This is a genomic window from Streptomyces sp. NRRL F-5727 (assembly GCF_000719555.1).
In the GTDB taxonomy this organism is placed as follows: Bacteria; Actinomycetota; Actinomycetes; order Streptomycetales; family Streptomycetaceae; genus Streptomyces.
Genome location: NZ_JOGX01000009.1, coordinates 88,089 through 114,148, shown reverse-complemented (window position 1 = coordinate 114,148; position 26,060 = coordinate 88,089). Strand labels below are relative to the sequence as shown.

Annotated in this window: 23 protein-coding genes and 1 riboswitch; of the genes, 7 read left to right on the top strand and 16 right to left on the bottom strand. The window is 72.9% G+C overall.

The window, feature by feature from the left end; translation table 11 throughout:
- Positions 1-176: 176 nt before the first annotated feature.
- Both IF73_RS0109825 and IF73_RS0109820 read left to right on the top strand, forming a co-directional pair.
- Positions 177-806 carry a uridine kinase family protein gene (locus IF73_RS0109825; RefSeq protein WP_031005654.1) on the top strand — a complete coding sequence of 210 codons (630 nt, stop codon included), beginning with the start codon at positions 177-179 and terminating at the stop codon, positions 804-806.
- A 309-nt stretch (positions 807-1,115) separates the two neighbouring features.
- Positions 1,116-3,020 (top strand): AAA family ATPase, encoded by a 1,905-nt coding sequence (locus tag IF73_RS0109820; protein WP_031005652.1) that lies wholly within the window; start codon positions 1,116-1,118, stop codon positions 3,018-3,020.
- A 1-nt stretch (position 3,021) separates the two neighbouring features.
- Here IF73_RS0109820 and IF73_RS0109815 read toward each other — a convergent pair whose 3' ends face one another.
- The 10 genes from IF73_RS0109815 to ribD all read right to left on the bottom strand — a co-directional run bounded on the left by IF73_RS0109815 (position 3,022) and on the right by ribD (position 11,472).
- On the bottom strand, positions 3,022-4,068 hold the full coding sequence (locus tag IF73_RS0109815; RefSeq protein WP_031005650.1) for a hemolysin family protein: 1,047 nt from the start codon (positions 4,066-4,068) through the stop codon (positions 3,022-3,024).
- A complete protein-coding gene (locus tag IF73_RS0109810; RefSeq protein WP_031005648.1) occupies positions 4,065-5,402 on the bottom strand; it encodes a hemolysin family protein in 1,338 nt (445 codons plus the stop codon). The genes IF73_RS0109815 and IF73_RS0109810 overlap by 4 nt, the downstream gene beginning before the upstream one ends.
- 241 nt (positions 5,403-5,643) lie before the next feature.
- Positions 5,644-6,096: a PH domain-containing protein gene (locus tag IF73_RS0109805; RefSeq protein WP_031005646.1), complete on the bottom strand. Its 453-nt coding sequence runs from the start codon at positions 6,094-6,096 to the stop codon at positions 5,644-5,646.
- Between the two features lie 35 nt (positions 6,097-6,131).
- Complete coding sequence (gene hisG / locus IF73_RS0109800; RefSeq protein WP_031005645.1) at positions 6,132-6,980, bottom strand: ATP phosphoribosyltransferase; 849 nt, start codon at positions 6,978-6,980, stop codon at positions 6,132-6,134.
- 51 nt (positions 6,981-7,031) lie between these two features.
- On the bottom strand, positions 7,032-7,304 hold the full coding sequence (locus IF73_RS0109795) for a phosphoribosyl-ATP diphosphatase (RefSeq protein WP_031005643.1): 273 nt from the start codon (positions 7,302-7,304) through the stop codon (positions 7,032-7,034).
- A gap of 46 nt (positions 7,305-7,350) precedes the next feature.
- On the bottom strand, positions 7,351-7,848 hold the full coding sequence (gene ribH / locus IF73_RS0109790; RefSeq protein ID WP_031005641.1) for a 6,7-dimethyl-8-ribityllumazine synthase: 498 nt from the start codon (positions 7,846-7,848) through the stop codon (positions 7,351-7,353).
- Positions 7,849-7,881: 33 nt separating this feature from the next.
- Positions 7,882-9,153 carry a bifunctional 3,4-dihydroxy-2-butanone-4-phosphate synthase/GTP cyclohydrolase II gene (locus IF73_RS0109785; RefSeq protein WP_031005639.1) on the bottom strand — a complete coding sequence of 424 codons (1,272 nt, stop codon included), beginning with the start codon at positions 9,151-9,153 and terminating at the stop codon, positions 7,882-7,884.
- Complete coding sequence (locus IF73_RS0109780) at positions 9,150-9,785, bottom strand: nicotinamide mononucleotide transporter family protein (RefSeq protein ID WP_031005637.1); 636 nt, start codon at positions 9,783-9,785, stop codon at positions 9,150-9,152. The genes IF73_RS0109785 and IF73_RS0109780 overlap by 4 nt, the downstream gene beginning before the upstream one ends.
- On the bottom strand, positions 9,782-10,390 hold the full coding sequence (locus IF73_RS0109775) for a riboflavin synthase (protein ID WP_031005635.1): 609 nt from the start codon (positions 10,388-10,390) through the stop codon (positions 9,782-9,784). Before IF73_RS0109775 ends, IF73_RS0109780 begins: the two co-directional genes overlap by 4 nt.
- Positions 10,391-10,392: 2 nt before the next feature.
- Positions 10,393-11,472: a bifunctional diaminohydroxyphosphoribosylaminopyrimidine deaminase/5-amino-6-(5-phosphoribosylamino)uracil reductase RibD gene (gene ribD / locus IF73_RS0109770; RefSeq protein ID WP_031005634.1), complete on the bottom strand. Its 1,080-nt coding sequence runs from the start codon at positions 11,470-11,472 to the stop codon at positions 10,393-10,395.
- 175 nt (positions 11,473-11,647) lie between these two features.
- A riboswitch (FMN riboswitch) is annotated at positions 11,648-11,777 on the bottom strand.
- A gap of 245 nt (positions 11,778-12,022) precedes the next feature.
- On the opposite strand from ribD, the gene IF73_RS0109765 reads away from it, so the two are divergent.
- Positions 12,023-14,392 (top strand): chitinase C-terminal domain-containing protein, encoded by a 2,370-nt coding sequence (locus tag IF73_RS0109765; protein ID WP_031005632.1) that lies wholly within the window; start codon positions 12,023-12,025, stop codon positions 14,390-14,392.
- Between the two features lie 135 nt (positions 14,393-14,527).
- On the opposite strand, the gene IF73_RS0109760 is transcribed toward IF73_RS0109765, so the two are convergent.
- Positions 14,528-15,652 carry an ROK family transcriptional regulator gene (locus IF73_RS0109760; RefSeq protein WP_031005630.1) on the bottom strand — a complete coding sequence of 375 codons (1,125 nt, stop codon included), beginning with the start codon at positions 15,650-15,652 and terminating at the stop codon, positions 14,528-14,530.
- Between the two features lie 109 nt (positions 15,653-15,761).
- Between IF73_RS0109760 and IF73_RS0109755 the strand changes: the two genes are divergently transcribed.
- The 3 genes from IF73_RS0109755 to IF73_RS0109745 all read left to right on the top strand — a co-directional run bounded on the left by IF73_RS0109755 (position 15,762) and on the right by IF73_RS0109745 (position 19,311).
- The gene (locus tag IF73_RS0109755; RefSeq protein WP_031005628.1) at positions 15,762-16,982 is read left to right on the top strand and encodes an MFS transporter; all 1,221 of its coding nucleotides are present in this window, start codon (positions 15,762-15,764) and stop codon (positions 16,980-16,982) included.
- 141 nt (positions 16,983-17,123) lie between these two features.
- On the top strand, positions 17,124-18,530 hold the full coding sequence (locus IF73_RS0109750) for a uracil-xanthine permease family protein (RefSeq protein ID WP_031005626.1): 1,407 nt from the start codon (positions 17,124-17,126) through the stop codon (positions 18,528-18,530).
- Positions 18,531-18,603: 73 nt separating this feature from the next.
- A complete protein-coding gene (locus tag IF73_RS0109745; protein ID WP_031005624.1) occupies positions 18,604-19,311 on the top strand; it encodes a DUF5995 family protein in 708 nt (235 codons plus the stop codon).
- Positions 19,312-19,422: 111 nt separating this feature from the next.
- Here the strand turns inward: IF73_RS0109745 and IF73_RS0109740 are convergent, their stop codons facing one another.
- The 4 genes from IF73_RS0109740 to IF73_RS0109725 all read right to left on the bottom strand — a co-directional run bounded on the left by IF73_RS0109740 (position 19,423) and on the right by IF73_RS0109725 (position 24,250).
- The gene (locus IF73_RS0109740) at positions 19,423-21,123 is read right to left on the bottom strand and encodes a flavin monoamine oxidase family protein (RefSeq protein WP_031005623.1); all 1,701 of its coding nucleotides are present in this window, start codon (positions 21,121-21,123) and stop codon (positions 19,423-19,425) included.
- 52 nt (positions 21,124-21,175) lie between these two features.
- Positions 21,176-21,982: a carbon-nitrogen hydrolase family protein gene (locus IF73_RS0109735; protein ID WP_031005621.1), complete on the bottom strand. Its 807-nt coding sequence runs from the start codon at positions 21,980-21,982 to the stop codon at positions 21,176-21,178.
- 314 nt (positions 21,983-22,296) lie between these two features.
- Positions 22,297-22,752, bottom strand: a complete 456-nt coding sequence (locus tag IF73_RS0109730; protein ID WP_015032260.1) for an Lrp/AsnC family transcriptional regulator — start codon at positions 22,750-22,752, stop codon at positions 22,297-22,299.
- Between the two features lie 10 nt (positions 22,753-22,762).
- A complete protein-coding gene (locus IF73_RS0109725) occupies positions 22,763-24,250 on the bottom strand; it encodes an amino acid permease (protein ID WP_031005618.1) in 1,488 nt (495 codons plus the stop codon).
- Positions 24,251-24,580: 330 nt separating this feature from the next.
- Here IF73_RS0109725 and IF73_RS0109720 point away from each other — a divergent pair, with 330 nt between their 5' ends.
- On the top strand, positions 24,581-25,609 hold the full coding sequence (locus tag IF73_RS0109720) for a GDSL-type esterase/lipase family protein (protein WP_051716641.1): 1,029 nt from the start codon (positions 24,581-24,583) through the stop codon (positions 25,607-25,609).
- On the opposite strand, the gene IF73_RS0109715 is transcribed toward IF73_RS0109720, so the two are convergent.
- Positions 25,581-26,003: a hypothetical protein gene (locus tag IF73_RS0109715; RefSeq protein ID WP_051716640.1), complete on the bottom strand. Its 423-nt coding sequence runs from the start codon at positions 26,001-26,003 to the stop codon at positions 25,581-25,583. The genes IF73_RS0109720 and IF73_RS0109715 overlap by 29 nt on opposite strands.
- Positions 26,004-26,060 lie beyond the last annotated feature (57 nt).

The window sequence follows — 26,060 nt, the reverse complement described above, 5'->3', positions numbered from 1 at the left end:
GGACCCCCAGTCGAGGACGGAACGGCGATCGGGCGGGCTGCGCGGGCCCACTATCCCGGCTTCGCGGGGCCTCCGCCAGCACTTCGGCCCGCGTCGCCGCCATCGTCATGGGTATGGACCACTGACGGTGGCACCTCGCTGACCTGCGGCAGCGCCCCTGACCTACGCTGGGCCGCATGGACGACCTCGACCGCGCGGCGCGCGCGCTGCGCCGGCTGCCGCCCTCGCTCGGACCGGTCCGGCTGGTCGCGGTCGACGGCCACGCCGGCTCCGGCAAGTCCACCCTCGCCGGCCGGCTCGCCGCCGCGCTCGGCGGCGCCCCCGTCCTGCGCCTCGACGACCTCGCCAGCCACGACGAGCTCTTCTCCTGGACCGGCCGGCTGCGCGACCAGGTCCTGGAGCCGCTGGCCCGCGGCGCGACCGCGCGCTACCGGCCGTACGACTGGAACCTGCGGCGCTTCGGGCCCGCCCGCGCGCTGCCGCCGGCGCCGGTGGTGCTGGTGGAGGGCGTGGGGGCCGGGCGGCGGGAGCTGCGCCCGCATCTGGCGTGGCTGCTGTGGATGGAGCGGCCGGCCGGGGCGTCCTGGGAGCGGGGCCGGCGCCGGGACGGACCGGAGCAGGCGGCGTTCTGGGATGGCTGGGTGGTGGCGGAGACTCGCCATTTCGCCGAGGACCCTTCGCGGCCCTTCGCCGACACCCTGGTACGGGAGCGGGGCGAGGGGTACGACTGGCTTCCCGGGCCTGCCGTGACAGCGGGCACGGACCAGATCATCACCCACCGTGACGGCCTGATGGTGGCGGACTGAGCCCTCGGAGTTCCGCTTCCGCAAGTGCCTCGACGGCGCTTGACCCCGGGGGCGTACAGGTCTTACGTTCTCAATGTGCGGCTTTTCGACAGCCGCCGCGGACACGAAGCCCCCGGTTGTTCCCCCGTGATCGGGGGCTTCGTTCTGCCCTTCCCCCACCCCTCCGGACCCCCTTCCGGCCCTCGCGCTCACCCAGGGTCACCGATTCCGGATCTTGCGCTTCTTCTTAAGCGCACCACCCCTGCGCAGGTACGATGCCCGCAGGTGCGGTCAAATCCCGTCCATACGCCGACGGTTGTGGGGGACCCGATGGACATCGGCACGCAGGGCGCGCAGGCCCCCGCCGAGCTCGCCTGGCTGCGCGGAGTGGACGCCTACACGATGGGCGCCTATCCGCAGGCCGAGGAGGAGTTCCGGGCGGCGGTCCGGATCGATCCGGGCATGGCGGACGCCTGGCTGGGGCTGCACGCGCTCCGGGTGGACACGACGGCCGCGCTGCTGCGCATGTACCGCAACCGCGAGCGCTTCGGGGAACAGCGCGCCCGGCACCGCCGCACCCTCAACTCCTGGTACTGGCTGGGCTGGTGGGTTCAGCCGGTGCTGGAGAGCCCGCGCGACCTGCTGCTCGCGCACGCCTCCCACTGGCTCGACGGGCGGCACGTGCCGGAGCTGGACCGCGCCCTCGCGGAGCTGCCGCCGGTCGACACCGACCCGCAGGTCCGCTTCCTGCACGCCTGCCGCGCCTACCTGGTCAAGGACTGGGAGCAGCTGGTCCGGCACACCGAGCCGCTCGTCGACGACCCGCTGCTCGGCATCGAGGCCGGTCTCTTCGGCGGCATGGCCCGGGTCCGGCTGGAGATGTACGGGCAGGCCGAGCCGCTCCTCTCGGCGGCCCTGATGCGCTGCCGCAGCGAGCAGCCGCAGCGCAAGGAGCTGCGCTACTGGCTGGCCCGCGCCCACGAGGGCACCGGCCGCAGCGCCGCCGCCCTCCCCCTCTACCGCGCGGTGCACCGCGTCGACCCCGCCTTCATGGACACCGCCGCCCGGCTCGCCGCCATCGCCGAGTACGACGGCTTCGACGGGCTCGACGGCATGGACGAGCAGGCCGGGCTCGCCGCCGTCGCCCTCGGCACGGTGGGCGGCGGCCCCGGCCAGGACGGCACGGACACCGCGGCCGGGCCCGAGACGGAGCCCGGCGCCCCCGGCGACGGGCTGCGCCGCTCCCCCGACCCGGTGCCGGCCGCGCCGCCGGAGGTCGTACGGCACAGCTCGCCGGTGCCCGCGCCGGCCGGGCCGCCGCGCTTCCCGGCCGGACCGACCGACCCGGTGCTGCTCGCCGAGGCCCTCGCCGAACTGGAGGGCATGGTCGGGATGGAGCCGGTGAAGCGGCAGGTCAAGGCGCTCTCGGCACAGCTGGAGATGGCCCGGCTGCGGGCCGGGCAGGGACTGCCGGTGCAGCCGCCGAAGCGGCACTTCGTCTTCTCCGGCCCTTCCGGCACCGGGAAGACGACGGTGGCCCGGATCCTGGGGCGGGTCTTCTACGCGCTCGGCCTGCTCGGCGGCGACCATCTGGTCGAGGCCCAACGGGCCGACCTCGTCGGCGAGTTCCTCGGCCAGACGGCGGTGAAGGCGAACGAGCTGATCGACTCGGCGGTCGGCGGGGTGCTCTTCGTGGACGAGGCGTACGCGCTCTCCAACTCCGGCTACAGCAAGGGCGACGCCTACGGCGACGAGGCCCTCCAGGTGCTGCTGAAGCGGGCCGAGGACAACCGGGACCACCTCGTCGTCATCCTCGCCGGCTACCCGGAGGGGATGGACCGGCTGCTCGCCGCCAACCCCGGGCTCTCCTCCCGCTTCACCACCCGCGTCGACTTCCCCTCCTACCGGCCGGCCGAACTGACCTCGATCGGCGAGGTGCTGGCCGCGGCCAACGGCGACGGCTGGGACGAGGAGGCGCTGGAGGAGCTGCGCTCGATCAGCGCCCACGTGGTCGAGCAGGGCTGGATCGACGAGCTGGGCAACGGACGCTTCCTGCGCACCCTGTACGAGAAGTCCTGCGCCTACCGGGACCTGCGGCTCTCCGGCTACCCGGGTACCCTCACCCGCGACGACCTGGCCACGCTCCGGCTCGGTGACCTCATGCAGGCGTACGGGGAGGTCCTGTCGGGCCGCGGTCCGACGGACCGCGGCCCCCAGCAGGACCCCCCGTTCTGACCTAGGCCGGCACGGGCGACAGCCGGTGGGCGGGGTCGCGGACCTCACCGACCAGCATCTCCAGGACGTCCTCCAGGGCGACCAGGCCGAGGACCCGCCCGGAGGCGTCGGCCACCTGCGCGAGGTGGGTGGCCGCCCGGCGCATCACGGTGAGGGCGTCGTCGAGCGGCAGCTCGGCGCGGAGCGTCGCCATCGGGCGCCACAGCTGCTGCGGCACCGCCCGCTCCCGCTCCTCCAGGTCCAGGACGTCCTTCACGTGCACGAAGCCCATGAAGACGCCCGGGTGCCGGCCCTCGGCGCGGACCGGGAAGCGCGAGTAGCCGGTCCGTACGGTCAGCTCCTCGATCTGGCGGGGGGTGACCGACGGCGGGACGGTGACCAGCGCGGCGGCCGGGATGAGGACGTCGGTGACCGGGCGGCTGCCCAGCTCCAGGGCGTCCTCCAGGCGCTCCTGCTCGGCCGGGTCGAGGAGTCCGGCCTGCCCGGCGTCCTCGACGAGGCGGCCGAGCTGGACGCTGGTGAAGACGGCCTCGATCTCGTCCTTGGGCTCGACCCGGAAGGCCCGCAGCACCAGCCGCGAGCAGGCGCCCAGGGCGGCCGTCACGGGCCGGCAGAGCCGGGCGAAGCCGACCAGGGCGGGGGCGAGCCAGAGCGCGGTCCGCTCCGGCGCGGCCATCGCCAGGTTCTTCGGGACCATCTCGCCGATGACGAGGTGGAGGAAGACGACCACGGCGAGGGCGATCACATAGCCGAGCGGGTGGATCAGCCCGGCGGGGACGCCGACGGCGTGGAAGGCCGGCTCCAGGAGGTGGGCAACGGTCGGTTCGGCGACCGCGCCCAGCGTCAGCGAGCAGACGGTGATGCCGAACTGGGCGGCGGCCATCATCCGCGGCAGGTTCTCCAGGCCGTACAGCACCTGGGCGGCGCGGGCGCCGCCGAGCGGCTCGATCTGGCTGCGGCGGACGGAGACGAGCGCGAACTCGGCGCCGACGAAGAAGCCGTTGGCCAGGACGAGGAGGACGGCGAGGAGGAGTTGCAGGGTGCTCATCGGGCCGCCTCCGCCATCGGCACCGGGGCGGTGCGCACGATCCGGACCCGTTCGGCCCGGAAGCGGTCGACGCGGCGGACCGAGAGCCGCCAGCCGGGCAGTTCGGCGCGGTCGCCGGGGGCGGGGATGCGGCCGAGGAGGTCGGCGACGAGCCCGGCGACGGTCTCGTACGGGCCGTCCGGCACGTCGAGTCCTATCCGGCGCAGGGTGTGGACGCGGCAGGAGCCGTCGGCCTCCCAGGCGGGGCGGCCGTCCTCGGCGGGCGCGGCGGCCAGCTCGGGGCGGGCGTCGGCGGCGGTGTCGTGCTCGTCGCGGACCTCGCCGACGAGTTCCTCGACGATGTCCTCCAGGGTGACCACGCCGGCCGTGCCGCCGTACTCGTCGACGACGACGGCGATCGGCTGTTCGCGGCGCAGCCGCTCCAGCAGGGCCTGGACGGGCAGTGACTCGGGGACGAGGAGCGGCGGGACGGTGATCCGGCCGACCGGGGTCCGCGGGCGGGCGTCGGGGGCGACGGCGAGCGCGTCCTTGAGGTGGACCATGCCGACGACCTCGTCGATGCGGTCCCGGTAGACGGGGAAGCGCGAGAGGCCGGTGGCGCGGGTGAGGTTGAGGACGTCGGCCGCGGTGGCGTCCCACTGGAGGGCGCTGACCTTCACGCGCGGGGTCATGACCTGTTCGGCGGTGAGGCCGGCGAGGGACAGGGTCCGTACGAAGAGGTCGGCGGTGTCCTGTTCGAGGGCGCCGGCGCGGGCCGAGTGCCGGGCGAGCGATTCCAGCTCGCCGGGGGTGCGGACCGAGTCCAGCTCGTCGGTGGGCTCCACGCCGAGGGCGCGGACCAGTCCGTTCGCCACCCGGTTGAGCAGGGCGATCACCGGCCGGAAGAGGGCGGAGAAGCGGCGCTGCGGGGCGGCGACGAAGCGGGCGACCTGGAGCGGCCGGGAGACCGCCCAGTTCTTGGGGACGAGTTCGCCGACGACCATCTGCACCGCCGAGGCGAGCAGCATGCCGATCACCACGGCGACGCCGGAGGCGGCGCCCGCGGGGAGCCCGGTGGCGGCCAGCGGGGCGCTGAGCAGTCCGGCGAGCGCGGGCTCGGCGAGCATGCCGACGACGAGCGAGGTGAGGGTGATCCCGAGCTGGGTGCCGGAGAGCTGGAAGGACAGCTCGCGCAGCGCCGAGACGACGGTGCGGGCGCGCCGGTCGCCGGCGGCCGCGGCCCGCTCGGCCTCCGCGCGCTCGACGGTCACGAGACCGAACTCGGCGGCGACGAAGAAGCCGTTGGCGAGGATGAGGAGGAAGGCTGCCAGCAGGAGCAGCAGGGAGACGATCATGCCGCCGCCTCGGACGAGGGGGCGGCGCAGGTACTACCGGACGATCCGTCCATTGCCGGAGGGAGTCACTCCTCGGGTCGAAGGGTGGCCTCGCAGGCCGCCGGCGGCGGCCCTGTGCACGCGAGGCGGTGGTGCGCCGGGCACCACCGCCTCCAGATTAGCCACGCCGACGCCCCGCGTGGCAGGGGGACGCCCCGGATGGGGGACGGACCGGGCTGAACCCTGACGTCCGGACCGGGGTTCAGGCCGTCTCGGCGCCCGTGCCGTGGCTGTCCGCGAGGGCCCGCAGGGCGCGGGCGTCCCTGATGGCGGACTCCTTGGCGATGCCGGGCTGGATGCCGAGGGCGGGCAGGCTGGTGCCGTCGCTGAGGTCCAGGAAGACCCACGGGTCGCCGGGGCGGAGGTTGACCCGGAGGATCTCCGCCCAGGCGAGGCGCCGGGTGCGGGTGATGTTGACGACCGTGACGCCCTCGTCGTCGGCGACGACCTTGGGGCGGCTCAGCAGCACCAGGACGCCGAGGAAGAGCGCGGCGGTGAAGACGAAGCTGACCCGCTCCCCCGGTCCGAGCCGTTCCAGCATCAGCGCCACGGCGGTGATCGCCGCGAACATGGCGACCCCCACGGTCAGCAGGACGGCGCGGGTGCGGCCCGGCCGGAAGGTGACCGGGAGGGCGGGCGTGAGCGGCTCGGACATCGGGGTACCTCGGTGCCAGAAGTGGTGCGGCGGGGTCAGAGACGGCAGGCGTGGATCGCGGTGGTGAGGATCGCGCGGGCGCCGATCTCGTACAGGTCGTCCATGATCCGCTGCGCCTCCTTGGCGGGGACCATCGCGCGGACGGCGACCCAGCCCTCGTTGTGCAGCGGGGAGATGGTCGGCGACTCCAGGCCCGGGGTGAGGGCGACGGCCTGCTCCAGGTGCTCGGCGCGGCAGTCGTAGTCCATCATCACGTAGCTGCGGGCGACCAGGACGCCCTGGAGGCGGCGCAGGAACTGCTGGACCTGCGGCTGGTCGGTCTCGGCGCCGTGGCGGCGGACGACGATCGCCTCGGACTTCAGGATCGGCTCGCCGATGACCTCCAGGCCGGCGTTGCGCAGGCTGGTGCCGGTCTCGACCACGTCGGCGATGACCTGGGCGACGCCGAGCTGGATGGCGGTCTCGACCGCGCCGTCGAGGTGGACGACGGAGGCGTCGATGCCCTGGTCGGCGAGGTGCTTGGCGACGATGCCCTCGTAGGAGGTGGCGATCGTCATGCCGCCGAAGTCCTCCGGGCCGTTCGCGGTGCCCGGGCGGGTGGCGTAGCGGAAGGTGGAGCGGCCGAAGTTCAGCGCCAGGATCTCCTCGGCGCTCGCGCCGGAGTCGAGGAGCAGGTCACGGCCGGTGATGCCGATGTCGAGCTTCCCGGACGCCACGTAGAGGGCGATGTCCTTCGGCCGCAGGTAGAAGAACTCGACCTCGTTGTCGGGGTCGATGACCACCAGCTCCTTGGACTCCTTGCGCTGGCGGTAGCCCGCCTCATGGAGCATGGCCGACGCAGGTCCGGAGAGGGAACCCTTGTTGGGGACGGCGATGCGCAGCATGGGGTGGGCTTCCTTTGCCTGGGAGTGGTGGGAGCTGGGGGGTGTGTGTGCTCAGAGGTGGGCGTAGACGTCGTCGAGGGAGATCCCGCGGGCGACCATCATCACCTGGACGTGGTACAGCAGCTGCGAGATCTCCTCGGCGGCGGCTTCCTTGCCCTCGTACTCGGCGGCCATCCAGACCTCGGCGGCCTCCTCGACGACCTTCTTGCCGATGGCATGGACGCCCTTGCCGACCAGCTCGGCGGTGCGGGAGGTGCTGGGGTCGCCGTTGGCGGCCTTGAGCTGAAGCTCGGTGAAGAGCTCTTCGAAGGTTTTGTTCGCCATGATGTCCTTAGGGTACGGCTTCACCCGGCGGCCCCGTCGCCAGGGTTCACTCCGTGGACTTGCGCCAGGGCTCGCTGACCGTCCGGAGGATGGTGGCGGTGGCGACGGCGGCGGTGACCGCTTCGTGTCCCTTGTCCTCGTTCGACCCCTCCAGGCCGGCGCGGTCCAGCGCCTGCTCCTCGTTGTCGCAGGTCAGCACGCCGAAGCCGACGGGGACGCCGGTGTCGATCGAGACCTGGACGAGGCCCTGGGTGACGCCCTGGCACACGTAGTCGAAGTGGGGGGTGCCGCCGCGGATGACCACGCCGAGGGCGACGATCGCGTCGTAGCCGCGCTCCGCGAGGACCTTCGCCACGACCGGGAGCTCGAAGCTGCCGGGGACGCGGAGCAGGGTGGGCTCGTCGATGCCGAGTTCGGACAGGGCGCGCAGGGCGCCGTCCACCAGGCCGTCCATGATCTTCTCGTGCCACTGGGCCGCGACGACCGCGACCCGCAGGTCGCCGCAGTTCTTCACGCTGAGGACGGGTGCGCCCTTGCCGCTCATGGTTCTCCTTGCTCGGTGCGTAGACGATCGGGGTTACTGGTTGCCGCAGGTGGGGGCCGGGGAGCCGTCCAGCCAGGGCAGGTCGTGGCCCATCCGGTCCCGCTTGGTGCGCAGGTACCGGAGGTTGTGCTCGCCGGCCGTGACGGGCATCGGCTCGCGGCCCTCGACGGCGAGGCCGTGGCGGGTGAGGGCGTCGATCTTGTCGGGGTTGTTGGTCATCAGGCGGAGGCTGCGGACGCCGAGGTCGGCGAGGATCTGCGCGCCGGCCGCGTAGTCGCGGGCGTCGGCGGGCAGGCCGAGTTCGAGGTTGGCGTCGAGGGTGTCGCGGCCGCGCTCCTGGAGTTCGTACGCGCGCAGCTTGGAGAGCAGGCCGATGCCGCGTCCCTCGTGGCCGCGGAGGTAGACGACGACGCCGCGGCCGGCCTCCTGGATGCGGTCCATGGACGCCTGGAGCTGGGGGCCGCAGTCGCAGCGCAGCGAGTGGAAGACGTCGCCGGTGAGGCATTCGGAGTGGACCCGGACGAGGACGTCGGTGCCGTCGCCGATCTCGCCGTGGACGAGGGCGACGTGTTCGACGCCGTCGACGGTGGAGCGGTAGCCGTAGGCGGTGAAGTCGCCGTGGGCGGTGGGGAGGTGGACCTCGGCCTCGCGGCGGACGGTGGGCTCGGCGGAGCGGCGGTAGGCGATCAGGTCCTCGATGGAGATGATCGTCAGGCCGTGCTTGCGGGCGAAGGGGACGAGTTCGGGCAGGCGGAGCATCACGCCGTCCTCGCCGGCGATCTCGACGATCGCGCCGGCCGGGCGGAGGCCGGCGAGGCGGGCCAGGTCGACGGCGGCCTCGGTGTGGCCGGGGCGGGCGAGGACGCCGCCCTCGCGGGCGCGCAGCGGGAAGATGTGGCCGGGGCGGACGAAGTCGGTGGGCTCGTGCCGGCCGCTCGCCAGCATGCGGAGGGTGGTGGCGCGGTCGGCGGCGGAGATGCCGGTGGTGACGCCGTGCTCGGGGCCCGCGTCGACGGAGACGGTGAAGGCCGTCCGCATCGACTCGGTGTTGTGGTCGACCATCTGCGGGAGGTGGAGCCGCTCCAGTTCGTCGTGCTCCATGGGGGCGCAGATCAGGCCGCGGCACTCGCTCATCATGAAGGCGACGACCTCGGGGGTGGCCTTCTCCGCGGCGATGACGAGGTCGCCCTCGTTCTCGCGGTCCTCGTCGTCGACGACGACGACGGGGCGGCCTGCGGCGATGTCGCGGATCGCCTGCTCGACGGGGTCGAGGGCGAGGCTCTCTTCGAGGTCCCAGGCGTTCATGCGGGGGCTCCTTCCAGAGCGGGGGCGGTGCGCGTGCGGAGCCACCAGTCGCGCAGGCCCCACAGGACCAGCGCGCCGTAGAGGACGTAGACGAAGCCGGAGAAGGCGTAGCCGTTGGCGAAGTTCAGCGGGACGCCGACGAGGTCGACGAGCAGCCAGGCGAACCAGAACTCGACCATGCCGCGGGCCTGGGCGTACATGGCGACCACGGTGCCGACGAAGATGTACGCGTCGGGCCAGGGGTCCCAGGAGAGGGTGGGGAACGCCTCGAAGAGCAGGGCGACCGCGACGGTGCCCGCGGCGGCCGCGCCGACCATGGCGGCGCGCTCGCGCCAGGTGGCGAAGCGGACGGCGATGTGCCCGTCGGCGCCGCCGTCCTTGCCGCGCTGCCACTGCCACCAGCCGTAGAGGGCCACCAGCATGACGACGACCTGCTTGCCGGCGCTGCCGGTGAGGTGTCCGAAGAAGGCGCCGAAGAGGATGAGGCCGGCGAGGAACTGGACGGGCCAGGTCCACACGGAGCGGCGCCAGCCGAGGGTGAGGGCTATGAGGCCGAAGATGTTCCCGACCATGTCCGACCAGATGATGTGCTGGCCGAAGAGGGTGAACGCCTCGGAGTTGAGCCAGTTCACTTGACGTTCTCCTGCGCGTTCGGGCCGAGCAGCCGCTCGACGTACTTGGCGATGACGTCCACCTCGAGGTTGACCGGGGCGCCGGGCTGCTTGTGGCCCAGGGTGGTCAGGGCGAGCGTGGTGGGGATGAGGCTGATGGTGAACCAGTCGTCGCCGACCTCGACCACGGTGAGGCTGACGCCGTCGACGGTGATGGAGCCCTTCTCGACGACGTAGCGGGCGAGTTGCGCGGGGAGGCCGACCCTGACGAGCTCCCAGTGCTCGGAGGGGGTCCGCTCCAGGATGGTGCCGGTGCCGTCCACGTGGCCCTGGACGATGTGGCCGCCGAGGCGGCCGCCGACGGCCATGGGGCGCTCCAGGTTGACCCGGGAGCCGACCTCGAGGGCGCCGAGGCTGGACCGCTTCAGGGTCTCGGCCATGACGTCGGCGGTGAACTCGCCGTCGCCGAACTCGACGACCGTGAGACAGACACCGTTGACGGCGATGGAGTCGCCGTGCTGGGCGCCTTCCGTGACCAGGGGGCCGCGCAGCCGGAAGCGGGAGGCGTCCTCCAGCTGCTCGACGGCGACGACCTCGCCCAGTTCTTCGACGATTCCGGTGAACACGGTCAGGCTCCCTTGGGGGTGGCGGTGATGCGGAGGTCGGGTCCGATGGGCGTGGTCTCGGTGATGTCGAGCCGCAACGCCTGGGTGATGGTGGTGATTCCGGCGTCGGCGAGGGCGTTCGGGCCCGCGCCGAGGAGGACCGGGGCGAGGTAGCCGACGACCTGGTCGACGGCCCCGCCGGCGAGGAAGGCGCCCGCGAGGGTGGGGCCGCCTTCGAGGAGGACGGAGCGGATGCCGCGCGCGTACAGCTGGGTGAGCAGCTCATGCACGCCGACGCGGCCGTCGTGCAGCGGCAGCCGGAGGATGTCGACGCCGGGCAGGTGCCGGGTGTCGGCGTCCTCGCCGACGACCAGCAGGGTGGGTGCGGCGTCGTCGAGGATCCGGGCGGTGGGCAGCAGTCCGGCGTGGGTGTCGAGGGCGACCCGCAGCGGCTGGGTGGCGCCCTCGACGCCCCGGACGGCGAGGTGCGGGTCGTCGGTGCGGAGCGTCCCGCCGCCGACCAGGACGGCGTCGGCCTCGGCGCGCAGCCGGTGGACGTCGGCGCGGGACTCGGCGGAGCTGATCCACCGGGAGGTGCCGTCGGCGGCGGCGGTCCGGCCGTCGAGGGTGGCGGCGTACTTCCAGCGGACGAAGGGGCGGCCGGTGCGGACGGAGGTGAGCCAGGCGAGGTTGCCGGCCTCGGCCTCGTCCGCCAGGAGGCCGGCCCCGACCTCGACGCCGGCCGCGCGGAGGGTGTCGGCGCCGCCGGTGGCCTGCGGGTTCGGGTCGCCGACGGCGTAGACGACGCGGGCGACGCCGGCCTCGATCAGGGCCTGGGCGCACGGGCCGGTGCGGCCGGTGTGGTTGCAGGGTTCGAGGGTGACGTAGGCGGTGCCGCCGCGGGCGAGGACGCCGGCCGCGCGCAGGGCGTGGACCTCGGCGTGCGGGCCGCCGGCGCGCTGGTGCCAGCCCTCGCCGACCTGGTGGCCGGAGGCGTCGGTGATGACGCAGCCGACGACGGGGTTGGGGCTGGTGGAGCCGAGACCGCGGGCGGCGAGCGCGATCGCGCGTCGCATGGCGGTGATGTCGGCTGGCGTGGCCACCGGGTCCTCCTGCCTCTTCGGGCACGGACTCCGGGGCCTGTCGATGTCGACAGGGAGCGGGTACGACGGCTGCGCAGAGGGTGTGCCGGAACGGCCGGAGGTCCACGGGTGCGCCGGCGGAGACCGCGGCGACCAGCGGACGTACGGCCGGCACACCCCTGTCAGGGGTCGCCCGCCGCGCACTGCCTCCCATCCGGACTTTCACCGTCGGTCCAGGAATCTCACCTGGTCAACCGGCCGCTGGCTGCGGACGGGTCGCGGACTATACCGCCGGTTCGGAATTACACCGACCCCGGAGTGCGCTGCTGCTGATACACGGCCAGTGTGCCACGCCCTGTCAACGGGCATGCACACGAACCCTGTGCGATGACTCACACGATCCCACGGAAATCCCGGTTGGTCCAGACCTATTGACGCACTGGTCTAGTCCTCTTAATGTCCGTGTCACCTCCGCGGAACGGCCCGCCGGTGTGCGCACGCCCCGGGCCCAACACGTACCACCCCCTTGTTCGTTGCGTGTTTCTTCACCCTCCCCGAGGAGGACCCGATCGTGCTGTCCCCCACGACCAAGAGAGCGTCGCTGCTCGCGTCCGGTGCCGCCGTCGCCGGTCTGCTGCTCAGCTCGCTCGCCGGCGGCGTCTCGTACGCCGCCGACAACGAGAGCTGTCGCCCCGACGGCCTGTACAAGACGCCCGGCGTCGACGTCCCGTACTGCTCGGTCTACGACACCGAGGGCCGCGAGAAGATGGGCGCCGACCACCAGCGCCGCGTCATCGGCTACTTCACGGGCTGGCGCACCGGCAAGAACGGCGAGCCCGCGTACCTCGCCAACAACATCCCGTGGGACAAGATCACCCACATCAACTACGCCTTCGGCCACATCGGCGGCGACAACAGGCTCTCGGTCGGCACGGACGGCCCGGACAACGCCGCCACGGGCATGACCTGGCCCGGCGTGGCGGGCGCCGAGATGGACCCGGCCCTCCCCTACAAGGGCCACTTCAACCTGCTGAACAAGTTCAAGAAGCAGCACCCCGACGTCAAGACGCTGATCTCCGTCGGCGGCTGGGCCGAGACCGGCGGCTACTTCGCCGACAACGGCGACCGGGTGAACTCCGGCGGCTTCTACTCGATGGCCACCAACGCCGACGGCTCGGTCAACCAGGCCGGCATCGACACCTTCGCCACCTCGGCGGTCGACTTCATCCGGAAGTACGGGTTCAACGGCGTCGACATCGACTACGAGTACCCGACCACCATGAAGGACGCGGGCAACCCGCTCGACTGGACCTTCGCCAACGCGCGCCGCGCCGGCCTGGTCCAGGGCTACGCGGCCCTCATGAAGACCCTGCGCGAGAAGCTGGACACGGCCGGCGCCGCCGACGGCAGGCACTACCTGCTGACCGTCGCCGCCCCGTCCTCCGGCTACCTGCTGCGCGGCATGGAGACCTTCCAGGTCCAGAAGTACCTGGACTACGTCAACATCATGTCGTACGACCTGCACGGCGCCTGGAACGAGTACGTCGGCCCGAACGCCTCGCTCTTCGACGACGGCAAGGACGGCGAGCTCGCCGCCGCCAACGTCTACGGCTCCTCCCAGTACGGCGGCATCGGCTACCTCAACACCGACTGGGCGTACCACTACTTCCGCGGCTCCATGCCGGCCGGCCGGATCAACATCGGCCTGCCCTACTACACCCGCGGCCACAAGAACGTGCAGGGCGGCACCGACGGCCTCTGGGGCAAGGCCACCGCGGCCACCTGCCCGGCCGGCGCCGGTCTGACCAAGTGCGGCGACGGTGCCGTCGGCATCGACAACCTGTGGCACGACAAGGACACCGCGGGCAAGGAGTCGCCCGCCGGCTCCAACCCGATGTGGCACGCCAAGAACCTGGAGAAGGGGATCGTCGGCGACTACGTCACGCGGTACGGCTTCCCGGCGAACACCACCCTGACCGGCACCTACGCCCGCAAGTACGACTCGACCCTGGTCGCGCCGTGGCTGTGGAACGCCGAGAAGAAGGTCTTCCTCTCCACCGAGGACGAGCAGTCCGTGGCCGCCAAGGCCGACTACGTGGTCGACCGCGGCATCGGCGGCACCATGGTCTGGGAGATGGCCGGCGACTACTCCTGGAACGCCGCCAAGGGCCAGTACGAGATGGGCTCCACGCTCACCTCGCTGATGTACGACAAGTTCAAGGCCGCCACCCCGTACGGCGCCAAGAAGTCGAACAAGGCGCTGCCCACCCAGGCCGTGAACATCGAGACCGCCTTCACCGAGTTCAAGCTGGGCGACTCGAACTACCCGATCACGCCCAAGGTGAAGATCACCAACCGGACGAACACCACGCTGCCCGGCGGCACGGAGTTCCAGTTCGACTACGGCACCTCGGCCCCGGCCAACGCCTCCGACCAGTCCGGCTTCGGCACCAAGGTCATCAGCAGCGACCACACGGGCTCCAACGTGGGCGGCCTGAAGGGCGACTTCCACCGGGTCTCCCTGAAGCTCCCGGCCTGGCAGAGCCTCGCCCCGGGCGCGACGGTCGAGCTCGCCTTCAACTACTACCTGCCGGTGTCCACCCCCTCCAACTGGACGGTGAACATCAACGGCACCACGTACGCCCTCGCCGGCGACCTGGCGCGCGGCACGACGACCGTGGAGCCCGGCACGGGCACCACCCCGCCGACCACGCCGCCCACCACGCCGCCGACGACCCCGCCGACCACTCCCCCGACCACCCCGCCGACGACGCCGCCCGCGGGCTGCACCGCCCCGGCGTACGTGGCCGGCCAGGTCTACAACGCGGGCAACGAGGTCTCCCACAAGAGCCGCAAGTGGAAGGCGAAGTGGTGGACCCAGAACGAGGAGCCGGGCACGACCGGCGAGTGGGGCGTCTGGCAGGACCTGGGCGCCTGCTGATCCCTCCGGCCCGCTGATCCCCTCCTGAAGAACCCCCGGCGGCGGTCTCACGGCCCTTGGCCGCCGCCGGGCCGCCCGCTCCGCGCCGCGCCCCCCTGTCCGGGGCGCGGCGCGGTCGCGTTCTCCGGGGCGCTCCTACGGGAAGAGCGCGTCCTGCGCCGTGTCCCGGGCGCGCAGCAGCGCGCCGCGCAGGACGGCCGCGTCGCCGAGGACGGTGGCGCGGACCTCGGTACGGAGCGGGGAGAGCGCGGCCAGCTCGGCCTCGACGCGGGCGGCGAGCTCCGGACCGCCCTGGTGGCCGGTCTCGCCGGCGAGGACCACACAGCCCGGGTCCAGGACGGAGGCGACGGCCGCCGCGCCCACGGCGAGCCGGCGGGCGTAGGCGTCGAGGAAGGCGGTGTGCCCGGAGGCGAGGGCGCCTGCCGGGTCGAGGCCGTGCTCGGCGGCGAGGGCCTCGACGGCGACGGTGCTCACCAGCTCGTGGAAGCCGCCGTCGCAGCCGGTCGACGAGGGCAGCCCGGAGGTGCCGGGCACCGGCAGGAAGCCGATCTCGCCGGCGCCGCCGGAGGCGCCGCGGCGCACCCGGCCGCCGAGGACGACGGCGGCGCCCACCCCCTGGCCGAGCCAGAGCAGGACGAAGTCCTCCCGGTCCCGGGCCGCGCCCTCGCGCAGCTCGGCGACGGCGGCGAGGTTGGTCTCGTTCTCGACGAGCACATGGGCGGGGAGCCGTTCCTGGAGCACGCCGACGAGCCGGCGGTGCCAGGCGGGCAGCCCGGTGGAGTCGCGGAGCTCCCCGGTGGCCGGGTCGATCAGGCCGGGCGCGCCGACGGCCACGGTGTGCAGCCGCTGGACGCCCGCCTCCCGCGCGGTGCGCTCCAGGAGGGCGACCGCCTTCTCGACGGCGGGGCCGGTGCCGGCGTCCTCGCCGACCGGGGCGGCCGCCTCGGCGAGCGGGGTGCCGAGCAGGTCGGTGACGGTGACGGAGACCGAGCGGGTGCGGACGTCGAGCGCGGCGAGGTGGGCGCGGTCGGCGACGAGTCCGTACAGCTTGGCGTTGGGGCCGCGGCGCTCGGCGCCGGCCTCGCCGACGACGTGCACCAGGCCCGAGCCGCTGAGCCGCTCGACGAGGTCGGCGACGGTGGGCCGGGAGAGCCCGGTGAGGGTCTTGAGCTGGGCTGCCGTCAACGGGCCCTCGTCCTGGAGCAGGCGCAGGGCGAGCCGGTCGTTGATGGCCCGGGCGGTGCTCGGGGATGCGGCCATGCGGTGATCCTCTCAGACGCTTCCCCGCCGTCTTCTCTCCGGACCACTATTTATCAGGCAGGGTTCCTGATAGTTTACGGGACACACCACGCGACTCCGGGAGGGACCCATGGCGGCGGAGACCGTCCTCAGCTCCGAACGGCTTCGGCGGGCCCGCTTCGCCGTCGCCGCCGTCTTCTGCGTCCACGGCGCCGTCACCGGCAGCTTCGCCACCCGGATCCCCTGGATCCAGGAGCACGCGGGGGTCAGCGCCGGCCAGCTCGGCCTGGCGCTCGCCTTCCCCGCCCTCGGCGCCTCGCTCGCGATGCCGCTGGCCGGCCGGATCAGCCACCGCTTCGGCGCCCGCACCGCCCTGCGCGGCCTGCTCGCGCTGTGGACCCTCTCGCTCACCCTGCCCTCACTCGCCCCGAACATCTGGGGCCTGTGCGCGGCGCTCTTCGTCTACGGCGCCACGGCGGGCATGTCCGACGTGGCGATGAACGCGCTCGGCGTCGAGACCGAGAACCGGCTCGGCCGCTCGATCATGTCCAGCCTGCACGGCATGTGGAGCGTGGGCGCGCTGCTCGGCTCGGCGGCCGGCACCGTCGCCGCCCACCTCGGCGGCGACGCCCGCCTCCACCACCTGATCGCCGCGCTCGTCCTCACCGCCCTCGGCCTCGCCCTCTGCCAGGGCGTCCTGGACCCGGCGCCCGCCGAGGAGGAAGAGGCCCCGCCGCGCTTCGCGCTGCCGCCGAGGTCCGCGCTGGTCATCGGCGCCATCGGCTTCTGCGCGGTCTTCGCCGAGGGCGCCAGCCTCGACTGGTCGGCCGTCTACCTCCGCGACGAGCTGGGCGGCTCGGCCGGCCTCGCCGCCGCCTCCACCACCGCCTTCGCGCTCACCATGGCCCTGGCCCGGCTGGCCGGCGACCGGGTCGTGGACCGCTTCGGCGCGGTCCGTACCGTGCGGGTCGGCGGCGTGGCCGCCACCCTCGGCGGGATCCTGGTCGTCATCGCCCCGAACGCCGTCGCCGCCACCGCCGGCTTCGGACTGATCGGCCTCGGGGTGGCGGTCGTCGTCCCGCTGGCCTTCGCCGCCGCCGCCCGCAGCGGCCCGAACCCGAGCCAGGCCATCGCGGGCGTCGCCACCATCACGTACACCTCCGGTCTGATCGCCCCCTCCGCGATCGGCGGCATCGCGGACGCCACCTCGCTGGTCTTCTCCTTCGGCCTGGTCACCGCGCTCTCCTTCGGCCTGGTGCTGGGCGCGGGCGTGCTGCGGACCGCCCCGCGCGCGGCGTCGGCGGCGCCCGCCGGCACGGACGCGGCGAAGAGCGCGGGCCCGGTCGGCTGAGCCCGTACCGGGGGCGCCGCGGCACCCCCTCCCCCGGCCGGTTCCGGCGCATACCATATGGCTGATCTTTTACGGCCGTGCCACGACGGCCCCCACGACGGCCCCCCGCGGCCGCCGGAACCGGAGAACGGGAGCGACCTCATGAACCTCGGCGTGCGCTGGACCCTGCACGGGGACGGGAGAACGCCCGCCCCCGGGGCCGTCGTCCGCCCCGACGAGCGCCTCTCCTGGCCCCGTACCGCCGGGCTCGGCGCACAGCACGTGGTCGCCATGTTCGGGGCCAGCTTCGTCGCCCCGGTGCTGATGGGCCTCGACCCGAACCTCGCGATCATGATGTCCGGCGTCGCCACGGTCGTCTTCCTGCTCGCGACCCGCGGCACCATCCCCTCGTACCTCGGCTGCTCGCTCTCCTTCGTCGGCGTGGCCGCCGCGATCCGGGCCTCCGGCGGCAGCAGCGCCACCGTCACCGGCGCCGTCCTCGTCGTGGGCGCGGTGCTCTTCCTGGCCGGCCTCGCGGTGCGGCGGTTCGGCGCGCGGATCATCCACGCGGCGATGCCGCCGGTGGTGACGGGTGCCGTCGTCATGCTGATCGGCTTCAACCTGGCGCCGGTGACCGCCTCCACGTACTGGCCGCAGGACCAGTGGACGGCGCTCCTGGTGATGCTCTTCACCGGTCTCGCCGTGGTCTGCCTGCGCGGCTTCTGGTCGCGGATCGCGATCTTCCTCGGCCTGGTCTTCGGCTACGCGATCTCCTGGGTCTTCGACCTGGTCTTCGGGAAGATCCACTCGATGTCCCCGGGCGGCGAGGTCACCGACCACTGGCGGCTCGACCTCTCCGGCGTCGCCGAGGCCGACTGGATCGGTCTTCCCTCCTTCCACGGCCCCAGCTTCGAGTGGTCCGCGATCCTGGTCGCGCTCCCCGTCGTCATCGCCCTCATCGCCGAGAACGCCGGCCATGTGAAGGCCGTCGGCGAGATGACCGGCGACAACCTCGACGACAGGCTGGGCACCGCGATCGCCGCCGACGGCGCCGCGTCGATGCTCTCCACCGCCGTGGGCGGCCCGCCGAACACCACGTACTCCGAGAACATCGGCGTCATGGCCGCCACCCGCGTCTACTCCACGGCCGCCTACTGGGCCGCCGCCGGCTTCGCGCTGCTCTTCGGCCTCTGCCCCAAGTTCGGCGCGGTCGTCGCCGCCATCCCCGGCGGCGTCCTCGGCGGCATCACGGTGATCCTCTACGGCATGATCGGCCTGCTCGGCGCCCAGATCTGGATCAACGCCAAGGTCGACCTGCGCAACCCGCTCAACCTGGTCCCGGCCGCCGCCGGCATCATCATCGGCGTCGGCGGCGTGAAGCTCACCTTCACCGACACCTTCGAGGTGGGCGGCATCGCGCTCGGCACGATCGTCGTCATCACCGGCTACCACGTGCTGCGCGCCTTCGCCCCGGCCCACCTGAAGGCCGCCCCCACGGAGCAGGAGCCGCTGCTCGACGCCGGCACCAGCTCGTACGAGAAGGGCTCCGGCGACACGGCGAAGAACTGACGTATTCGCCCGTTCCGGCGAAGCCGGGCCGCAGGGACTCCCTCCCGGGCCCGGCGGCTGGAAGTCTGCCCCCATGGCGCAGACCCAGTGGACGGACGATCGGATCGGGCAGTTCGTGGCGGTCGACCCCGTGGTGGACCGGATGCGGTCGCTGCGGGCGGCCTGGCACCCGGCCGACGGGGTCGCCGTCTTCAACCGGGTGTACCTGACGGTCACCGAGGAGATCGGCCACGCCATCGAGGCAGGCGCCTTCGGGGACCGGCGGGCCGCCGCCACCCTGGACGTGCGCTTCGCCGAGCGCTATCTCGCCGCCGTCGACGCCTACGCCTCCGGCGGCCCCGGCCCGGCCTGCTGGCGGCCCCTCTTCCACTACCGCCGCCACCCCGGCGTCACCCCGCTGCAGTTCGCGCTGGCCGGGATCAACGCGCACATCGGGCACGACCTGGCACTCGCCGTGGTCGACGCGTGCGCCACCCTGGAGTGCGGTCCCAAGGACCTGGAGGACGAGTTCGACCGGGTCGGCGACGTCCTCGTCCTCCTGGAGGAGCGGATCCGCGAGGAGCTGATGCCGGGCCCGGACCTCCTGGAGATCGCGGACCCGCTGACGCATCTGCTCGGCTGCTGGAGCCTGGACCGGGCCCGCGACGGGGCCTGGCTGGCCGCCCGCTCGCTCTGGCAGCTGCGGGCGCTGCCGGGGCTCGCGGGCGAGTTCACGGAGCGGCTCGACCGCTCGGTGGGGCTGGTGGGCCGGATGCTGCTCACCCCGCTCGCCCGCCCCTAGGACCACCGCGTGAGGACGTCCCGGACCGTGATCCCGGGGTGCCGATCAGCCCGCGCAGCGCCCCGTCGGGGTCGGATCCCCCGCCGGGGGGCGGCTCACACGCGGAGGGAGTCAGTCCTCCGGCAGCTCGACCGGGGCGATCTCGTCGTAGACGTCGCCCGGACCCGGGTTGGTGGCGTCGGTCGCGCCGCCGAAGTGGTGCATCACGCCCCACACCGCGTTGAGCGCCGTCTGCACCGCACCCTCGGCCCAGCCGGCCGTCCACGAGATGTCGTCGCCGGCGAGGAAGATGCCGCGCTTGTCCTCGGGGAGGCGGTCCTGCATGAAGTGGGTGAAGAGGCGCCGCTGGTAGCGGTAGTGGCCGGGCAGGTTGGCCTTGAAGGCGCCCATGAAGTAGGGCTCGTTCTCCCAGGAGACCGTCACCGGGTTGCCGATGATGTGCTTCCGGATGTCGACCTTCGGGTAGATCTCGCCGAGCGACTTCAGCATGACCTCCATCCGCTCGTTGGCGGAGAGCGGCAGCCACTTCAGGCTGTCGTCGCACCACGTGTACGAGAGGCAGATGACGGCCGGCTTGTCCGGGCCGTCGTCCAGGAGGTAGGTGCCGCGGGTCATCCGGTCGGTGAGCGTCATCGACATGACGTCCCGCCCGGTCTCCTCGTCCTTGTCCAGCCAGAACGGCCGGTCGACGGGCACGAAGAGCTTGGAGGACTCCATGTAGTGGGTCCGCTCGATCGCCGTCCAGTGGTCGATCGGGAAGAGCGAGTCGTCGCAGGCGATCTTGGAGAGCAGCATCCAGGACTGGGCGGTGAAGATCGCCGCCTGGTAGGTGCGGATGTCGCCGGAGGCGTCGGTGACGGTGATCCGGTTGCCCGCCGTGCGGTTCAGCCGGGTGACGGCCGGCTTCGGCCGGCCGCCCTCGTGCAGCGTGGCCAGCGAGGTGCCCTGCGCCCAGTGGACGATCTTCTCCGGCTCGCGCTCCCACAGGCGCAGCGGCAGCTGCTGCGAGCCGCCGACGATGCCGCGGTGGTGGTCGTCGGCCTCGGTGTAGACGACCCGGAGGATCTCCAGGATGGAGTTGGGGAAGTCGGTGTCCCAGCCGCCGGTGCCGAAGCCGACCTGGCCGAAGATCTCGCGGTGCCGGAAGGACTTGAACGCCTCGGACTCGCAGAGGAAGCCGTAGAAGGTCTGGTTGTCGAGCTTCTCGACCAGCTTCGCCCAGATCTCGCGGATGCGCGGCACGTCGCGCTCGCGCATGGCGCGGTTCATGTCGGAGAAGTCGGCGCCCTCGTCGAGGCACTTGTTCCAGGCGGCGGCGACGTCACGGTAGACCTGCGGCAGGTCGTCCACGGTCTCGGCGTAGTGCGACTCGCCCTTGAGGTCGACGACGGTCGAGGGGGTGGCCTCGGCCAGCGGGTTCGGGAACGGCGTGGTCTCCAGGCCGACCAGGTCGATGTAGTGCTGGAGCGCGGTGGAGGAGGGCGGGAAGCGCATGGCGCCCATCTCCGCCGTCAGGCCCTCGGTCTCCGGGCCCTCGAAGCCGACCGTGCGGAGCCGGCCGCCGATCTGGTCGGCCTCGTAGACGACGGGCTTGAGGCCCATCTTCATCAGCTCGTACGCCGCGATGACGCCGGACAGGCCGCCGCCGATGACCGCGACCTCGGCGCCGTGCTCGGTCGCGGGTATCTGGCCGAGGCCGGCCGGGTGGGCCAGGAAGTCGTCGTAGGCGTACGGGAAGTCCGGGCCGAACATGGTGATCGGCGGCTGCTGCTCGTCGGCGTGCTCGACGGCGTTGGGCACGGTGGACGTCATGGGGTACGGACTCCTTGCACGGAAAGCGGGTGGGAGAAGAGGAGGGGGCGGCTCAGACGAGGGAGCCGTACAGGCCCGGCCTGCGGTCGCGGAGGTACGGGTTCTCCGCGCGGGAGGCCGCCAGGAAGTCGGTGTCGACGTCGCCGATCACCAGGTCCTCGCCCCGCCCGGCGCGGGCCCGGGCGGTGCCGTCGGGGCCGGCGAGCACCGAGAGGCCGACGAACTCGAAGTCGCCCTCGGCCCCGGCGCGGTTGGCGTACGCGATGTAGAGCTGGTTCTCGAAGGCGCGCACCGGGACCACCGACTCGGGGACGATCTCGGCGGGGTGCATCAGCGCGGTCGGCACGAGGAGGAGGTCCGTGCCGGCCAGGGCCTGCGCCCGGACGTTCTCGGGGAACTCGACGTCGTAGCAGATCATCAGGCCGACGGTGACGTCACCGACGCGGGCCTGGACCAGCGGGCGGTCGCCCGGGGTGAACCACTTCAGCTCGAAGTCGCCGAAGAGGTGGGTCTTCCGGTAGTGCGCGAGGGGGGCTCCGTCGGCGCCGAAGAGCGCGGCGGCGTTGTAGACCACGCCGTGCCGCTCGGTGTCCCGCTCCGGGTAGCCGTAGCCCACGGCGAGCCCGTGTCGGGCGGCGATCTCCGCGACCGCGCGGGCGGAGGGGCCGTCGGACGGCTCGGCCAGGCGGGCGATGTCGGCGCCGATGGCGTAGCCGGTGAGGAAGAGCTCGGGGGCCAGCAGCACGTCCGCTCCGGCGGACGCGGCCCGGGCGGCGGCCTCGTCGAGGATCCGCAGATTGGCGGTCACGTCACCGAGCCGGCCGGAGCTCTGGAGCAGGGCGGTGCGCAACGCGGGCATGGCGGTCCTCGTGGGGGCGGAGGGGAGGGAGGGATGTCTGCGGGAGACGTTCAAAACGGTACGGTTCCGGGCTCGGCCCGGACAAGACGGGACCGTTGCGGACCGACCGTCGAACCGTTGCGCGATGTGCGCCCATGGCAGCGATTCGTTGCGCCGGGGTCGGACCCGGGTCGTACGCGCCGGGCGACCCGAAGACGGACCCGCCGACGAGGTGCCGCCGCACAAGGCCGCCGCCCCGCACGAGAAGGTCGTGCGGGGCGGCGGGGACTTCCGGGTGCCGCCGTGGATCCACGACGGCGTGGCCGGGTGGCGCGTCAGGCGGGCGAGCCCGAGGAGAAGCGCCGCAGCAGCGGCGAGAGCACCAGCACGGACTTGGTGCGCTCCACGAAGGGCTCGCCCGCGATCCGCTCCAGGACGCGCTCGAAGTGGCGCATGTCGGAGGCGAAGACCTGGACGACGGCGTCCGCGTCGCCGGTGACGGTCGACGCGGACACCACCTCGGGGTACCGCTCCAGCCCCCGCCGGATGTCGTCCGGCGAGGTGTTGTGGCGGCAGTAGATCTCGACGAAGCCCTCCGTCTCCCAGCCGAGCGCCGCCGGGTCCACCCGTACGGTGAAGCCGGTGATGGCGCCCTCGGCCCGGAGCCGGTCCACGCGCCGTTTCACGGCGGGGGCGGAGAGTCCGACGAGCGAGCCGATGTCGGCGTAGCTGCGGCGGGCGTCCTCCGCGAGGGCGTGGACGATGCGTTCGTCGAGGTCGTTGAGTCGCACTACGGGTGGATCACTTCTCTGCGGTTGCCTCGGCCAGGGCCGGTGCCGTGGCCAGTCGGGAGCGGCGCATGCCGTACAGGAAGTAGAACACGAGCCCGGCGATCATCCAGCCGCCGAACCACAGCCAGGTGACGGCCGGAAGGCTGTACATGTTGTAGGCGCAGAAGAGGAAGCCGAGGATCGGCGTGACCGGGAAGAGCATCACCTTGAAGGTGCGCTTCATCTCGGGCCGCGTGTAGCGCAGGATGATCACGGCGACGTTGACCAGGGCGAAGGCGAAGAGCGTGCCGATGCTGGTCGCGTTGGCCAGTTCGCCCAGCGGGATGAACGCGGCGAGGACACCGCAGAAGAGCGAGACGATCACGACGTTGGCGCGCGGCGCCCCGGTCTTCGGGTCGACCTTCGCGAAGACCTTGGGGACGAGGCCGTCGCGCGACATCGCGAAGAGGATGCGGGTCTGGCCGTAGAGGACCGCGAAGACGACGCTGGCGATGGCGACGACCGCGCCCGCCGCGAGCACGACGCCCCAGAAGCTCTGGCTGGTGACGTCCTTCATGATCTGGGCGAGGGCCGCCTCGGTGCCCTCGAAGTCCTGCCACGGCATGGCGCCGACGGCGACCAGGGCGACGAGGCAGTACAGCACGGTGACGATCACCAGCGAGAGCATGATCGCGCGCGGCAGGTCCCGCTTGGGGTTCTCGGCCTCCTCGCCGGCGGTGGAGGCGGCGTCGAAGCCGATGTACGAGAAGAACAGCGTGGCCGCGGCGGCGCTGATGCCGGTGACGCCGAGCGGGGCGAGCGGGGCGTAGTTGCCCGCCTTGATGCCCAGGAAGCCGATGCCGATGAAGAGCAGCAGCGTGATGATCTTCACCGCGACCATGATCGTGTTGACGCGGGCGCTCTCCTTGGCGCCGCCCATGAGGAAGACCATCGCCAGCAGCACCACGACGAGAGCCGGGAGGTTGACGAACCCGCCCTCGCCGAGCGGCGCGGAGACGACCTCGGGGATGGTCACCCCGAGGGTGCCGTCGAGCAGCTCGTTGAGGTACTCGCCCCAGCCGACCGCCACGGCGGAGACCGAGACGCCGTACTCCAGGACCAGGCACCAGCCACAGACCCAGGCGATGAGTTCACCCATCGTTGCGTACGCATACGAGTACGAGGAGCCCGAGACCGGTATGGAGCCGGCCAGCTCGGCGTAGGAGAGCGCCGAGAAGAGAGCGGTGAGGCCGGCGATGACGAAGGAGATCGCCACCGCGGGGCCGGCGAGCGGGGTGGCCTCGCCGAGGACGACGAAGATGCCGGTGCCGAGCGTCGCACCGATGCTGATCATCGTCAGCTGCCACATCGTGAGCGAGCGGCGGAGAGTGCCGCCCTCACCCTGTCCACCCTCCGCGACCAGCACTTCCACCGGCTTGCGGCGGGTGAGGGCGGAGAGCCCGGAGGTCTTGGGCGCGGTCGTGTCGACGACCGGCGGGGCTGCGCCGTGATCCAGCACTGCGGAGGCTCCTTATCGCTGCCTGTCGGTGGGGCGGGGACCGCGGCGGTACCCGGGCAGGCCGGAGAAGCCCACAGGGGAAGGGGAGACCGCCGAGCAGGCGGTCGCCGCCACTCCTGGTACGAGGCATGAGCCTAAGGGCTGAAGCTTCGCACTCGTAATGCAGGGTTGTTGCGCAGTGTCGGATGATCATTGCGCGCTTGGGGCGCAGACGGGGAAACATTGCGCTCCGCCGCAAAAATCGACACATCAGGGGCGTACGGGCGACGCGCGCGCCTTGACTCCTCGGGCCGCAGATTGCACGCTGCACCCTCCGATCGGAGGTCGTCGGTGAGCTGGCTGGAGCCCGAACCCTTTCTGCGCGGAACGGCCTGGCGGGACGGCGACCGCCCGGTCCGGGCCGACCCGGCCGACCTGGAACGGCTGCCCTGGGACATCGCCCGGCGGGCCGAGCTGCCGGTCGGGGTGCGCCTGGAGTTCACCGCCGCGCCCGGCACCCGGGCGGTGCGGCTGCGCTACCGGGCGGCGCTCCCGGCCCCCGGCGACCCCCTGCGCGCGCTGCGGCACGGCTTCGCGCTCTGGCAGGGCACCCGGTGTTTGACGGAGGTGTTCGCGGAGCCCGCGGAGGAGGGCACGGTACGCGTCCCGCTCCCGCCCGGCGGCGGAACCTTCACGCTCCATCTGCCGGAGGGCCAGGCGCCCGTGGTACGCGGTCTGAGGGGCGTCGGCGGCGCCCTCTCCCCCGCCCCGCGCCGCCCGCGCTGGCTCGTCCACGGCGACTCGATCACCGAGGGCTGGTGGGCGACCCGCCCCGCCCACTCCTGGCCCGCGGTGGCGGGCCGGCTGCTCGGCCTCGATCCGGTGAACCTGGGGTACGCGGGCGGGGCGCGCGGCGAACTCCCCCTCGCCGAGCAGCTCGCCCGCCTCCCCGGCGACCTGATCACCCTGGCGTTCGGCACCAACTGCTGGGCGGCCGTGCCCTGTTCGGCGCCCCTGCTCTACGAGACCACCCGGGCGTTCCTCGCCCTGGTGCGGCGCGGCCACCCGGACACCCCGCTGCTGCTGCTCTCCCCCGTGCTGCGCCCGGCGGCGGAGCACACCGGCAACGCCCTGGGGGCCACGCTCGCCGAGCTGCGGGCGGCCATGGAGACGGCCGTACGGGACCTGGCCGCGGCGGGCGACCGCCGGCTCGCCGTCCTCCCGGGTCGCGACCTGCTGACCCCCGCCCACCTCGCGGACGGGCTGCACCCCGACGACGAGGGCCACGCCGTGCTGGGCGCGGCGGTGGCCCGTGCGCTGCGCGAGAAGGGCTTCGTGCCGCGCGGGGCCGTCACCCGGTCCGGCCGGGGCGGCCCATGAGCACGAGCGCGGTGCGCGCGGCGCCCAGGACGAAGCCGAGCGGGAGCGCGAAGCCCGCCCAGAAGGCCACCTCCGCGGGCAGGATCGCGAGGGCGAGGGGCCGGGCGACGGGGCGGCGGCGCCACAGCAGCCATCCCGTGCAGGTCTCCGCCGCGCAGACCGCCAGGAACCCGCCGAGCAGCGGCAGGCTCGTCCTCAGGCCGATCCGTTCGAAGGGGCCGCCGCCGTACGTGGGGAAGCCGAGGAAGGTCCACACCTCGCCGTGGCGGCCGAAGTGGACGAGCGCGTACACGCACGGCGCTCCGAACCCGACGCCCGCGAGCCAGGCGCAGCACGCGGCGGCCTTGGGCGTGACGTCCCGGCCCCGGCGACCCCCGTCCCTGGCACGGCCCATGTCTCGATCAGACCGCCGCCGGCGGTGTACGTCAAACGGCCGGGGCCCCGGGAGGAG